Source organism: Plebeiibacterium marinum, assembly GCF_026013615.1.
GTDB lineage: Bacteria > Bacteroidota > Bacteroidia > Bacteroidales > Marinilabiliaceae > Saccharicrinis > Saccharicrinis marinus_A.
Genome location: NZ_JAPDPI010000001.1, coordinates 1 through 13199, shown reverse-complemented (window position 1 = coordinate 13199; position 13199 = coordinate 1). Strand labels below are relative to the sequence as shown.

General features: G+C 37.3%; 11 protein-coding genes and 1 tRNA gene. 3 read left to right on the top strand and 9 right to left on the bottom strand.

Annotation, left to right across the window (positions count from 1 at the left end; genetic code table 11):
- Window positions 1–65: 65 nt before the first annotated feature.
- The 5 genes from rprY to OM074_RS00040 form a co-directional block, all read right to left on the bottom strand.
- Window positions 66–749 carry a response regulator transcription factor RprY gene (gene rprY / locus OM074_RS00060; protein ID WP_301197217.1) on the bottom strand — a complete coding sequence of 228 codons (684 nt, stop codon included), beginning with the start codon at window positions 747–749 and terminating at the stop codon, window positions 66–68.
- Entirely contained in the window at window positions 722–2329 is a 1608-nt protein-coding gene (locus OM074_RS00055; protein WP_301197216.1) for a sensor histidine kinase, read from the bottom strand. The genes rprY and OM074_RS00055 overlap by 28 nt, the downstream gene beginning before the upstream one ends.
- A 90-nt stretch (window positions 2330–2419) precedes the next feature.
- On the bottom strand, window positions 2420–3163 hold the full coding sequence (gene rnc, locus OM074_RS00050) for a ribonuclease III (protein ID WP_301197446.1): 744 nt from the start codon (window positions 3161–3163) through the stop codon (window positions 2420–2422).
- Between the two features lie 6 nt (window positions 3164–3169).
- Window positions 3170–4417, bottom strand: coding sequence for a beta-ketoacyl-ACP synthase II (gene fabF / locus OM074_RS00045; protein ID WP_301197215.1), 1248 nt, complete (start codon window positions 4415–4417; stop codon window positions 3170–3172).
- Between the two features lie 35 nt (window positions 4418–4452).
- Complete coding sequence (locus OM074_RS00040) at window positions 4453–4689, bottom strand: acyl carrier protein (protein WP_301190098.1); 237 nt, start codon at window positions 4687–4689, stop codon at window positions 4453–4455.
- 172 nt (window positions 4690–4861) lie between these two features.
- On the opposite strand from OM074_RS00040, the gene purN reads away from it, so the two are divergent.
- Window positions 4862–5434: a phosphoribosylglycinamide formyltransferase gene (gene purN, locus OM074_RS00035; RefSeq protein WP_301197214.1), complete on the top strand. Its 573-nt coding sequence runs from the start codon at window positions 4862–4864 to the stop codon at window positions 5432–5434.
- A gap of 112 nt (window positions 5435–5546) precedes the next feature.
- Window positions 5547–6272 carry a DUF169 domain-containing protein gene (locus OM074_RS00030; protein ID WP_301197213.1) on the top strand — a complete coding sequence of 242 codons (726 nt, stop codon included), beginning with the start codon at window positions 5547–5549 and terminating at the stop codon, window positions 6270–6272.
- A gap of 65 nt (window positions 6273–6337) precedes the next feature.
- Here the strand turns inward: OM074_RS00030 and OM074_RS00025 are convergent, their stop codons facing one another.
- The 4 genes from OM074_RS00025 to leuS form a co-directional block, all read right to left on the bottom strand.
- On the bottom strand, window positions 6338–7609 hold the full coding sequence (locus OM074_RS00025) for a M23 family metallopeptidase (RefSeq protein ID WP_301197212.1): 1272 nt from the start codon (window positions 7607–7609) through the stop codon (window positions 6338–6340).
- Between the two features lie 90 nt (window positions 7610–7699).
- On the bottom strand, window positions 7700–8560 hold the full coding sequence (locus OM074_RS00020; RefSeq protein WP_301197211.1) for a YitT family protein: 861 nt from the start codon (window positions 8558–8560) through the stop codon (window positions 7700–7702).
- A gap of 21 nt (window positions 8561–8581) precedes the next feature.
- On the bottom strand, window positions 8582–9442 hold the full coding sequence (locus OM074_RS00015) for a YitT family protein (RefSeq protein ID WP_301197210.1): 861 nt from the start codon (window positions 9440–9442) through the stop codon (window positions 8582–8584).
- A 438-nt stretch (window positions 9443–9880) separates the two neighbouring features.
- On the bottom strand, window positions 9881–12667 hold the full coding sequence (gene leuS, locus OM074_RS00010) for a leucine--tRNA ligase (RefSeq protein ID WP_301197209.1): 2787 nt from the start codon (window positions 12665–12667) through the stop codon (window positions 9881–9883).
- A gap of 299 nt (window positions 12668–12966) precedes the next feature.
- Here leuS and OM074_RS00005 point away from each other — a divergent pair.
- Window positions 12967–13038 (top strand) — tRNA-Arg (locus tag OM074_RS00005).
- Window positions 13039–13199: the final 161 nt, after the last annotated feature.

The following is a 13199-nucleotide window of genomic DNA, read 5'->3' as shown; positions in this document are numbered from 1 at the left end:
CAATAAATTGTTTTTATTGGGGCTTTGTTATATGAAGATTCAAAGAAAATCTCTTGAGGAGGAGTTTACATTACTAATTTGTAACCTTTTCCGTGAACATTTATGATTTCAACAGAAGTTTCATCTTTTAGGTGTTTCCTTAGTTTTGTAATATAAACATCCATACTTCTGGCGTTGAAGTAATTGTCGTCTACCCAAATTGTTTTCAGAGCAAAATTACGTTCAAGTACTTTATTGGCATTGTTACAAAGAAGCTTTAATAATTCAGATTCTTTTGTTGTAAGTTTTACAACATTTTCACCATCTATTAGCTGCTGCTTTTGTGTATCAAATTTATATTTTCCAAGTTGGTATACGTCCTGAATAACACTTGACCCTTTTGTCCTTCTGATAATTGCTTCTAATCTGAAAAGCAACTCTTCCATACTAAAGGGTTTGGTAATGTAATCATCAGCACCAATTTTAAATCCCTGGAAAACATCTTCCTTCATCGACTTTGCCGTTAAGAAGATAATTGGAATTTCAGTGTTGATTAACCTGATGTCTTTTGCAAGTGTAAAGCCATCTTTTTTTGGCATCATTACATCCAGCACGCATAGGTCGTAAGTGTTGCTTGTAAAAGCTTTGTAAGCCTCTTCACCATCAGGGAAAAGATCTGTTTCGTAACCTTTTGCTTCAAGATATTCTCTTAAAAGCATACCAAGATTTTCGTCATCTTCTGCTAAAAGCAGTTTGTATTCTTTTTCCATTCCTTAGTACTTTTTATAGGTAGAAAAATTTTAAATTTTGTTCCAACATTAACTTCGCTTTCCGCTGTAATTGTGCCTCCATGGTCATCTACAATTTTCTTAACGTAAGCAAGTCCTAGTCCAAAGCCTTTTACGTTATGTACATTTCCTGTTGGTACGCGGTAAAACTTCTCAAAGATACGAGTTAAATTCTCTTTTGAGATACCCATGCCATTGTCTTTTACTGAAATCATCACTCCATTATCCTGATTCCACGTTTTAACCTGTAAAATAGGGGTGCCTTTGCGGTATTTAAAGGCGTTATCAAACAGGTTGTATATTACATTGGTAAAGTGTACCTCGTCAACATAAACTGTGTTGTTTTTTGCATCCAGGCTCTCAATGATTTTTCCGTTTTTATTTTCAACTTTTAGTTTAAAATTGGTAGAAACATTGTGAATTAACTGGTTGATATCTAATTTTTTTATTTTTAATCCGGCTTTACCCTTTTCAAAGATAGCCATTTGTAGGACTTTTTCAACTTGAAAACTTAATCTTTTGCTTTCATCCTGTATTACACTCGAGATATGCTGTAATGTTTTTGGTGTTTTTGCAACGCTGGGGTCTTTTAACATTTGCGAAGCAAGTGATATTGTTGAAATAGGTGTTTTAAATTCGTGCGTCATATTGTTGATGAAGTCGTTTTTGATTTCATCTAATCTCTTCTGTCTGAAAATGATTATGATAGTGATGATTGAAGTAAGTATCATCATTAATGTAAAAGTAGCAGAAGGGATGACCATGCCAATAGACTGCATCATGAAATTTGGACGGTCGGGGAAATATAAATTTATATTATGGGCTTTGGGGTGGAGGTCGTTGGGGAAAAGATATTTTTGATAAACAGTTTTAGAACCATTATGTTTGTATCCGGGTGTTGCCATGGCCATCTTACCTTTTTCGTCAAAAATGGCAAACTCAAACTGCAACGTTATACCTTTTTCTGCAAAATGGTTCATCAGCATTACATCTACATTTTCCCTGTCGATTCTTTCTGATATAGATCTTTTGGGGAATAATGCATTTAAGAGCATTTCGCTTTTGTCTTCAACCTTTGTTTTAAGTTCATCCTGAATAGTTAGTAAAGCACTTGTCAGGGGGCCAAACTTACTTGTTCTTGTTGATATAGGCGAACGCTTGTCTAAGCTAAAAATTAATGAATCTTCATTAAAGGTTAGCATTGTTGTATTAATAAACTGATCCTGTAATTGGAATTTAAATTCAATGTCAATGCTTTCTTTATCCAGAAGGTTTTCATCCTTTCTTTTGCTGTCAAAATATTTTGGGGTTCTCTGAAGGTTTTCCGGTAGTTTTTTTGAGCCTTGTTTTTTTAATTGCGATGTTAAAAGAGAGGCTTGTTCTTTACCCTCTATGCGTTCCAGTTTATCTATTACTTCAAATATAGCCTGTTTAACCAGCTTGTCAAATTCGGCTTCTTTTTGATCACTGGCACTTTGCATCCAAAGTGTTTGAATGTAAATTATACCTGCCAAACTTGCGGCAATGATAATAGATAAAAGATATATGAATTTTTTGTTCATTCTTATTAAGGTTCTTAAGAAAGTAAAACGTGGCTGTTTATTGCTATCGCTTTCATGTTTTTAAGAAAGCAACAATATAGTAAAAATGTTTTAAGTTAGGTCTTCTTTTCGCAAGGAAACATTTTGTAAAGCTTCCATGGCAGCATTTTGCTGAGACTCTTTTTTTGAAGTTCCTTCACCCCTGCCAAATACTTTGTTGTCTATTTCTACAGAAGAAACGAAGACAGGGGCGTGTTCGCAGTTGTCAGGTATTTCATCGGTGATAAACTGAATGTCATGCTTGAATTTTTGCCCCCATTCTATCAACATTGATTTAAAATTAGTATCAAGTTTAGTTATCTCATTGAGGTTGACATAAGGGATGAGAATTTTACGTGTAATGAATGTTCTGCATGCCTGGTATCCTTTGTCAACGAATATTGCTCCGATCAATGCTTCCAGAGCATCACCCATGATGTTTGTTTTTTCAAGGGCTATTTTTGATTGGGAGCTGATGATGTTTTTTATCCCTAATTTTAAGGCAGTTTCGTTAAGGAATGCGCGGTTAACAATTTTTGAACGTGTTTTGGTTAAAAAACCTTCGTTTACATTGGGATATTTGTTGTATAATTCCTGGGCAACAACAGCTCCAAGGATTGCATCGCCTAAAAACTCTAGGCGTTCATTGTTGATAATTTCCCCGTCAGGTTTTTTGATCATAGCAGATTTGTGAACCAAAGATAATTCATAAACCTCAATATCAGAGGGGAAGCTACCTGTAATTTTTTTTAGTAAAAAATAAAGCTTTCTCCTGTCTGGAGAAAGCTTTATTATTTGAGATAATATTTTAATCACAATCAATTAAATCGCTTTAAATATAACTGATGCATTATGACCCCCAAAACCAAATGTATTTGATAAAGCAGCTTTTACTTCGCGCTTCTCGGCTTTGTGGTACGTCATGTTTAATTTTGGATCAATTTCAGGATCATCAGTAAAGTGGTTGATAGTAGGAGGTACAATTCCTTCTTTAATAGCCATAATACAGGCAATAGACTCAATTGCTCCCGCAGCCCCTAATAGGTGACCTGTCATTGATTTTGTGGAACTGATGTTTAGCTTATAAGCGTGTTCTCCAAATACTTCTTTTATAGCTAAAGTCTCAGCAATATCTCCACGAGGCGTAGCTGTACCATGAACATTAATATAATCAATGTCCTCAGCTTTTGTGTCATTATCCTTTAATGCCATTAGCATCACATTTTTAGCGCCTAATCCTTCAGGATGTGGAGCTGTTAAGTGATGGGCATCTGCTGTCATTCCCGAACCGATAACTTCGCAGTATATTTTAGCACCGCGAGCTACTGCATGTTCATATTCTTCCAGAATTAAAGCAGCTCCACCTTCACCCATTACAAAACCGTCACGGTCTTTATCGAATGGACGAGAGGCTGTTGTAGGATCGTCGTTTCTGGTTGACAAAGCTTGCATGGAGTTGAAACCTCCCATACCTGCTTCGCAAATTGCAGCTTCAGATCCTCCGGTAACAAATACTTTTGCTTTACCCAATCTTATTAGATTATAAGCATCACCAATTGCATTTGTTGATGAAGCACATGCAGAAACCGTATTGTAATTTGGTCCTCTGAATCCGTACTTCATAGAAATATGACCAGCGGCAATGTCGCCAATCATTTTTGGTATAAAAAATGGGTTGAAACGTGGATTTCCATCGTTATTAACAAACCCTTTGATTTCTTCTGTAAATGTTTGAATTCCACCAATACCGGCTCCCCAAATTACACCAACCTGATCATGGTCAATGCTTTCAGTATCAATGCCGGAATCTTGAACCGCTTGCTCAGATGCAATTAATGCAAACTGAGCAAACATATCAAGTTTTCTTGCCTCTTTACGATCAAAATAATCGTTAGAGTTGTAATTTTTTACTTCACAAGCAAATTTTGTCTTGAAATTGGTGGTGTCAAATCGAGTAATGGGTGCAGCACCACTTACTCCATTTACAAGGTTGTTCCAAAGTTCGTCGATGGAATTACCTAGTGGAGTGATTGCTCCTAATCCCGTTACTACTACTCTTTTTAACTCCATAACTTCTTTTAAAGTATAATACTACTTTTATTTACTTATTTAGCGTTCTCCTCTATATAAGAGATGGCATCACCTACGGTGCCAATGTTTTCGGCTTGATCATCAGGAATAGCGATGTTGAATTCCTTTTCAAACTCCATGATCAACTCAACAGTGTCAAGAGAGTCAGCACCCAAATCATTTGTGAAGCTTGCTTCAGGTGTAACTTCAGTTTCGTCAACTCCTAGTTTGTCTACGATGATTGCCTTTACTCTTGATGCAATGTCAGACATAGCTTTTAATTTTAAGTTAATAATTAAAATTTATTGATTTAAATAACTTTGCAAAGGAAAAAAAATCAGGATAATTATTCAAATTAAATTGAAATAAAATGATGATAGATGCTTTTTTTTCTATTTTTGACACTCTTAATATTAGTTCAGTTAATTGTATAAAACACAGAAAATGAGTAAGGTTGCCATCTTTGCGTCAGGGTCGGGATCTAATGCAGAAAATATTGTAAATTTTTTTAAAGGGAAGTCATTTAACACCGAATTTCGCTTTTTTACCAATAAAAAAGATGCCTTCGTCAACCAAAGGGCGAAGAAATTGGGAATAAATATTACAGTCTTTGATAAAAATGAGTTTTATAATACGGATAAAGTCTTAAATGAACTTATTGTTGGGGAGTATGATATTGTTGTATTGGCCGGCTTTTTATGGCTTATTCCCGAAGGTTTGGTTAAAGCCTTTAAGGGACGTATCGTAAATATCCATCCTGCTTTACTTCCTAAGTATGGCGGAAAGGGTATGTATGGGAAAAAGGTTCATGAGGCTGTAGTGGCTAATAGTGATTCGGAAACCGGTATTACCATCCATATGGTGGATGAAAGGTATGATGAAGGAAAAGTTTTGTTTCAGAAGGCCTGTAAAGTAGATAAAGGTGATTCTGCCGAAGATGTTGAACAAAAGGTGCATGCGTTGGAATATAAATATTATCCGGTTGTGATAGAAAAGTTATTGAACGATTTGCTTTAGCTCTTTTATATAGAGGGTGGTTTTGTATTGTTTGGGTTAGGAAATAACATATATATTGAGTTTATTTATAATTGATAAATTGCCCTATAAACCTTTATAAACAATAATTGGCATGGCTACATTGTTAGATGCAAACTATTTGATGGATAAGCTTGGGATTGATATCCCATTAATTGCTGTGTATGATGCTCCTCATGATGCCCCCTTTGATAATGTAATAGAACCGGTTAGTTTTAAGCGGATTTGTATGTTTGCATATTATAATGCCTGGTTGCGGGGACAAACATTAAAGCTTACTTCTACAAATTATGGATGTGGAGGCTGTGGATATTGGATATTTGGCAAGGAATCCAGAGAGCCTCATGAATTTGTGGAATTTTTGTGTGATGAAGAGGGGTTGAAATGTTCGCATGAAGTTACTAAAAATTGGTTGGATGTGTGCTTGCCTTATAAATCAAAGCATAAGTGTATTTATATAGGGACCATTAAAAATTCGATGGCAGCGTATCTTAAGTCTGTAACTTTTTTTGTAAATGCTGACCAGTTGAGTGCTTTGGTGATTGGAGCTAATTATTTTAGTGATTCTGTCAAAAGCACTGTTAGTGTTCCGTTTGGCTCCGGGTGTATGCAGATTTTAACCTTGGTAAACCAGAGTGAAGAGCCTATGGCGTTGATTGGGGCAACAGATTTGGCTATGCGAAAATATTTGCCAAAAAATATTATGGCTTTTACTGTAAACCCGGCTATGTTTGAAAAATTATGCTCTCTGGATGATGAAAGCTTTTTAACTAAGCCGTTTTTGAAGGATTTATTGGATTTTAGGAAATCGACAAAATGATCGAATCAGTTATCTGATTTTAAATAAAAAAAGGCTGTCCTTGTATTGAAGACAGCCTCTGTTTTTTATTTAGTGCTATGTGGCAATATTAGTTCGTCCACTTGTGTTTTTAAAGGTTTATAAAAATCCTTAAATCTTTTCATGTCTTCTTTCTTTACTGGCTCTACAGGAGGTGCTTTTACTTTTAAAGGATCTATTGGTTTTCCATTTTTAAACACCCTGTAATCAAGGTGTGGTCCGGTTGATAGGCCTGTGGATCCTACATATCCGATCAATTGCCCTTGTTTTACTTTGTCGCCCTGATTGAGTCCTTTGGCAAAGCCATTTAAATGCATATAAACAGTAGTGTAAACGCTGTTGTGTTTAATTTTTAGATAGTTTCCTCCACCTCGAGCCTGAAATCCTTTGGCAATAATACGTCCATCCCCGATTGAAAAAACATGTGTTCCTTTAGGTGCAGCATAATCTATTCCGTGGTGTGGTCTTCTGATTTTTAAAACAGGATGGTACCTGCTATGGGAGAACCGACTGCTGATGCGAGAGAATTTTAGCGGGGCTTTTAAGAAAGCTTTTCGAAGGCTTTTCCCTTTTTCATCAAAGTAATTGTATGTAGCACTGTCTTCCTGAAAGTGAAACGAATAATAATCATCTCCTCTGTGGTGAAATAGGGCTGCTTCAATTGAGCTGATTCCAACAGAGGTGGAATCTACATAGTCTTCGGTGTATAAAACCTTAAAATAATCACCTTTTTCAATTCCAAAGAAATCAACTGTCCAGGCGTATATGTCCGATAATTGCAAAGCTAACACAGGGCTGGTGCCATTTTCTGTCATAGCGTTCCATAATGAGGAGGTTATGATACCGGAAGCAGTTTTTTTTACTTTCCTGATTTCTTTTTGCCCGGTTGTTACAGTGATTGAATCCTGTAAGTTATAGACAACATAGTTTACTTTGTCTATTTCATATACAAAATAGCGGGGCGTATGCAGGCTGTCGTGATCGAGGAAAACAAAGTAAGGATTGCCTACTTTTATTTTTCGAACATCAAAGGTGTTCTTGCTTTGTTTTGCCAGTTTATCTATTTGGTTATAAGGAATGTCGTATTTTAACAAAATAGAGGCTAAAAACTCATTCCTTTTTACGTTGTTGTTTTCAATTACAAAAGAGTCAACGGGTAAACCAAACAATAGGTTAGGGGGGGCAACAGCAACCGTATCTATCGGGTTGGTGATTGTTTGTTTGTCTTTTTGTTCTTTTGTGGAGCAGCCTGTTATTGCGTAAAGTATAATGGCTAGTAAGATAAATCTACCAGAAAAATTGAATAGAAACTTTAACATGATATAATTTTATTATTGCGGTGTTGTGTATAATATTTTCCGCAAGTTATTATAACCTGTTTAGAAATCAAGGATATTTTGGTAGATATTTTAAGCTTTAATTTTATCAAAGCCTTGCCCGTATACGCCGGAAACAGTTCCCATGGTAATAAAAGCTTTGGGATCAATATCTTTGATGATTTTAAATAAGATGGAAGAAGTCCTTTTTCTGGATATTACCATAAGGATTTTTTTGTGCTCTCTTGTGTATCCACCTATCCCATCAATTATAGTAACGCCTTTATCTCCATCGGTCAGAATTCTATCAACCAGTTCTTCGTATTTATCACTAATGATAAATAATTGTACAGTTTGCTTGTTTCCGGATATTACCATGTCGATACAGTAGCTAAATATAGCCATGGTGATTAATCCATAAACAATCTTCTCAATATCGTGGAATACAATATAGCTGGTAGATATTATAACTATATCAAAGGTAAGCAATAAGCGGCCCAGGCTGACGTTTTTAAATTTATTGATGATCATGGCGATGATTTCAGTGCCGCCTGTGCTTCCGCCATTTATAAACAATAAACCTGTACCGGTACCTCCAAGCGCTGCTCCAAGTAGTGTGGCAATAAATATGTCGCTAACGATTGGAGAGGTAAAATGTTTGGTTAAATATGAAAGCAGCAATGAAAAGATAACTGTGCAATATACTGTTTTGATGCCATATGATAGGCCTAATATTTTTATGGCCAGTAGTATTAAGCCAATGTTTATTGCTAATGAAGTAAAACCAACATCCCAACCAAATAAAAAGTAAAATGTGCTGGACAAGCCGGTTATCCCTCCCCCAATTATACCGGAAGGGATTAGGAAGCCGGCCCAGCCTAAGCTTGAAAGGCAGACTGCAATTGTGATTGTTGCATATGATTTTGTTTCCTGTAGTATCTTACTAAAAGTCATTTTGTCCTTACTTGTTTTAACTTACACTTTAATCTGGTCAAACCCCTTACCGTATACGCCGGAAACGGTTCCCATGGTTACAAATGCTTCAGGATCTATATCTTTAATGATCCTGAACAGTACCGCAGAAGTTCTTTTTTTTGAGATTACCATCAATACTTTTTTTGACTCTCCGGTATATGCCCCAACGCCATCCAGGATGGTACAGCCCTTTTCTGTTCTTGAAATGATATTCTCTGAAATCTCTTTGTATTTGGTGCTAATGATAAATAGTTGTACGGTTTGTTTGTTTCCTGTAATTACCATGTCAACAGCGTAGCCAAAAATAGCCATGGTGATAAAACCATACATTACTATTTCAATGTTGTGAAACACAATATATCCGGTGGAGATTATAAAAATATCACATAGTAATAATAGTCTGCCCAGGCTGATGTTTTTGTATTTGTTTATGATCATGGCGATTATGTCAGTACCGCCAGTGCTCCCGCCGCTTACAAATATGATTCCAGCACCGGTTCCTGCCAGAGTGGAGCCAATGAGGGTTGCCATAAACGTGTCGTCGGTAAGTGGTTTTGGGAAGGAGTGGGTAAATGCTGACAGCAGGATACCAAATAGGATAATACAATAAACACTTTTTACACCAAACGAAAAACCAAGCAGTTTAATGGCCAGGAGAACAAGGAGTGCATTGATTGAGATAGAAACCAAACCAACATCCCATCCCCATAAAAAATGGAATGTACTGGCTAAGCCGGTTATTCCTCCACCAACAATTCCAGCAGGGATGATAAAGGCAGCCCAACCTAATGTCGCCACACAAAGGGCAAAAGTCAGCATTAAATATGACTTTGCCTCACGAATAAAGACTTGTTTAGTCATGACTATAAAAAATAATAAAAAATAAGGCTTTTAATCCTCTTGTATAATGCGTTATAAATTTTTGCAAAGAAAGTGAAGGTTAGTTGTTTAAAACAATAATAAAGTCATGTTTTAAAAATATATAGGCTGATTTTTGTCATGGAAAGTTTGGTGGGATTTTATTCTCTGTGTTGGAGGCCGACTTTATGGATGTAAGGTTTAGTTACCCATACATGATGCTTTGCTCAGCAATAACTTTGATTTTATCCCAACCCGCACAGTACGAGAGGCTTCCCCAGTCAGGGACGAGGGGTGAGTGGTGGGAGTTACTATTAAACAGGAGTTTTCTTGCAGAGACTGGTTAGATCAGTACTGCTCTTCTCGTAATTTTGACCGCGAAAGATGCAGGTTAAAAAAAGGCCATCCCAAATGAGATGGCCTTGTATAATACGATTTGTTTTATCCAACCACTACGTTGATGATTTTTTTAGGAACGATGATGATTTTTCTAATAGTTTTTCCTTCGATCCATTTTTGAGCTGATTCGTGGTTTTTTACTGCCTCTTCAATCTCGCTATTTGGGGCATCAACAGGCATTTCTAATTTGAAACGCATTTTGCCATTAAATGATACCGGGTAGGAGAAGGTAGACTCTACTAAATGTGAGGCTACAAATTCGGGCCATTCAGCATCGCAAACAGTGCCGGTTTTTCCAAGTAAGCTCCATAGTTCTTCAGATAAGTGAGGTGCAAATGGAGCTAGTAAGGCAGTGAGTGGTTCAAGGATTTCCCTTTTGTTGCATTTTAGGGCTCCCAGTTCGTTAACACATATCATAAAGGCACTAACACAGGTGTTAAATGAAAATTTCTCAATATCGTCAGTGATCTTCCTGATGGCTTTATGTAGCGTTTTTAATTCATCTTTGCTTGCCTTATCATCAGAAACTTCAAACTCATCATTGTTGTTAAAGAACAAACGCCATGTTTTACGAAGGAACTTGTGTACCCCGTCAATACCATTGGTATCCCAAGGTTTGCTTTGTTCTAGTGGTCCAAGGAACATTTCATATAAACGAAGTGTGTCTGCACCATAATCTTCGATAATGTCATCCGGGTTAACCACATTAAACATCGACTTCGACATTTTTTCAACAGCCCATCCGCAAACATATTTACCATCTTCAAGGATAAATTCGGCATCTTTATATTCGGGATTCCAGTTTTGGAATTTTTCTATATCCAACACATCGTTACTTACAATGTTTACATCAACATGGATGGCAGTTGTTTCATAATCACCTTTAAGGTTTAGAGAAACAAATTTGTTGGTTCCATTGATTCTGTATACAAAGTTCGAACGTCCCTGGATCATACCCTGGTTAATCAGCTTTTTGTATGGTTCATCTTTAACAATGTATCCATAATCAAACAGGAATTTATTCCAGAAGCGTGAATAGATCAAGTGACCGGTTGCGTGCTCTGTTCCTCCGATATACAGGTCAACATCCTGCCAGTACTCATTGGCTTCTTTACCAACTAAAGCCTTGTCGTTTTTAGGGTCCATATAGCGTAAGTAGTAGGCCGAGGAACCTGCAAAACCTGGCATGGTATTTAATTCCAATGGGTAAGCATCTTTGTATACCCAGTTTTTAGCACGACCCAATGGGGGTTCGCCGCTTTCTGTTGGTAAAAACTTGTCAATCTCCGGCAATTGAAGAGGAAGATCTGCTTCATCAACCATATGAGGCATGTTATCCTTATAATAAACAGGGAATGGCTCTCCCCAATAGCGTTGACGGCTGAAAATGGCATCGCGTAAGCGGTAATTGACTTTTACGTCGCCTACTTTTTTCTCGCGGATATATTCTTTTGTTTGGGCAATAGCTTCGGGAACACTTAATCCGTTTAAGAATCCGGAGTTGATCATGGTTCCTGCCTTGGAATCTTTTGAGTCTTCCCAGGTTGCAGGATCTGTAGCCTCTTCGCCTTCGGGAATTACTACCTGTAAAATTGGCAAGTTAAAGTGTCTTGCAAAGGCAAAGTCGCGCGAATCGTGACCAGGAACGGCCATGATCGCACCAGTGCCATATCCGGCTAACACATAATCGCCAACCCAGATTGGAATTTCTTCTCCTGATAAAGGATTGATGGCATAAGCACCTGAGAAAACACCTGATACCTTTTTAACTTCAGATTGACGCTCTCTTTCGGTTCTCTTTTTAGTTTCTTCAAGATAAGCCTCTACGGCTTCCTTTTGTTCAGGAGTGGTTAATTGCTGTACTAGTTCGCTTTCGGGAGCCAGTACCATAAAAGTTACCCCGAAAACAGTATCGGCACGGGTGGTAAAGATGTCCATTTCGATATCAGAATCTTTTACCTTAAACTTCATCTCGGCTCCTTCGCTTTTGCCAATCCAGTTGCGCTGTATTTCTTTTAAGGAGTCTGTCCAGTCAACATTATCCAATCCTTCTAGCAATCTTTCGGAGTAAGCAGAAACACGCAATAGCCATTGGCGCATTATTTTCTGTTCAACCGGGTGACCACCCCTGACTGAGATCCCTTCTTTAACTTCATCGTTCGCTAAAACCGTTCCTAGTGCAGGACACCAGTTTACCATGGTATCGGCTAAATAGGCCAAGCGGTAGTTTAATAATATTTCATCCTGTTCTTTTGCCGATTTTGCTTTCCACTCCCCGGCGGTAAATTCTAAATCTTCGGTGCCGGCCAAGTCGAGTCCATTTGTTCCAACCGAGCAAAAAGCCTCTTTGAGTTCACAGATAGGTCGGGCTTGTTTGGCCTGGTTGCAATAATAGCTGTCAAACATTTTCATAAAAGCCCACTGTGTCCAGTGATAGTAATCTGGTTCACAAGTTCTTATTTCCCTGTCCCAATCGTAACAGAAACCAATTTTGTCTAACTGTTCGCGGTATCGGTTCAGGTTTTTTTCGGTAGTGATTGCCGGGTGTTGTCCTGTTTGAATAGCGTATTGCTCCGCAGGAAGTCCATATGCATCGTAGCCCATGGGGTGCAATACATTAAAGCCATTTGAACGTTTGTAACGACTGTAAATGTCAGAAGCAATATAACCTAGTGGGTGACCAACGTGTAAGCCGGCTCCCGAAGGATAAGGAAACATATCTAACACATAAAACTTTGGACGGTTTTTATCAATGTCCACTTTGTAAGTCTTGTCTTTTACCCATTGCTTCTGCCATTTTTCTTCAATGGCTTTAAAGTTGTATTCCATATTGTTATTGTATCAAAAATTCGCATGAATGAACTCAAAATAATGAGTTCGTATAGAAAGTGCGAAATTAAAAAATCTTTTAGAAAATGTGGGTGAAATAGGTCATGGAAACAAATATCTATGAAAAAAAAACAGTAAGATTATAGTGCTTAGTTATGGCACAGGTACTTGTTTTTGCTGCTGAAATAGCGAGTAAAGGGAGATTGTGAACAGTAACTTTCTATATTTTTAATAATAATTCAAAAGTTTTTATAAATTTGCGCGTCCTTAGTAATAAGGAATGTGTCCACCACATTAACGGCCCCTTAGTTCAATGGATAGAATGCTGGATTCCGGTTCCAGTGATATGAGTTCGAATCTCGTAGGGGTCACACGATACAATATGTCAATTGTGTTAAAAGCGCTTGGGGCTGTGGTTCCAGGCGCTTTTTTTGGTTGATAGAATTAAAAACTATGGAGGAAAGAGAAGAAATATGGTTTGTTTATTTACTACAGAGTGAGAAGGATGGTTCCTATTATGTTGGAATGACTA

Bases quoted from the DNA above. Each gene is read 5' to 3' on its own strand.
- OM074_RS00025 (WP_301197212.1), bottom strand. From the start codon at position 7,609: ATGTTAAAGTTTCTATTCAATTTTTCTGGTAGATTTATCTTACTAGCC.
- OM074_RS00030 (WP_301197213.1), top strand. From the start codon at position 5,547: ATGGCTACATTGTTAGATGCAAACTATTTGATGGATAAGCTTGGGATT.
- rprY (WP_301197217.1), bottom strand. From the start codon at position 749: ATGGAAAAAGAATACAAACTGCTTTTAGCAGAAGATGACGAAAATCTT.
- OM074_RS00020 (WP_301197211.1), bottom strand. From the start codon at position 8,560: ATGACTTTTAGTAAGATACTACAGGAAACAAAATCATATGCAACAATC.
- OM074_RS00055 (WP_301197216.1), bottom strand. From the start codon at position 2,329: ATGAACAAAAAATTCATATATCTTTTATCTATTATCATTGCCGCAAGT.
- OM074_RS00015 (WP_301197210.1), bottom strand. From the start codon at position 9,442: ATGACTAAACAAGTCTTTATTCGTGAGGCAAAGTCATATTTAATGCTG.
- fabF (WP_301197215.1), bottom strand. From the start codon at position 4,417: ATGGAGTTAAAAAGAGTAGTAGTAACGGGATTAGGAGCAATCACTCCA.
- leuS (WP_301197209.1), bottom strand. From the start codon at position 12,667: ATGGAATACAACTTTAAAGCCATTGAAGAAAAATGGCAGAAGCAATGG.
- OM074_RS00040 (WP_301190098.1), bottom strand. From the start codon at position 4,689: ATGTCTGACATTGCATCAAGAGTAAAGGCAATCATCGTAGACAAACTA.
- purN (WP_301197214.1), top strand. From the start codon at position 4,862: ATGAGTAAGGTTGCCATCTTTGCGTCAGGGTCGGGATCTAATGCAGAA.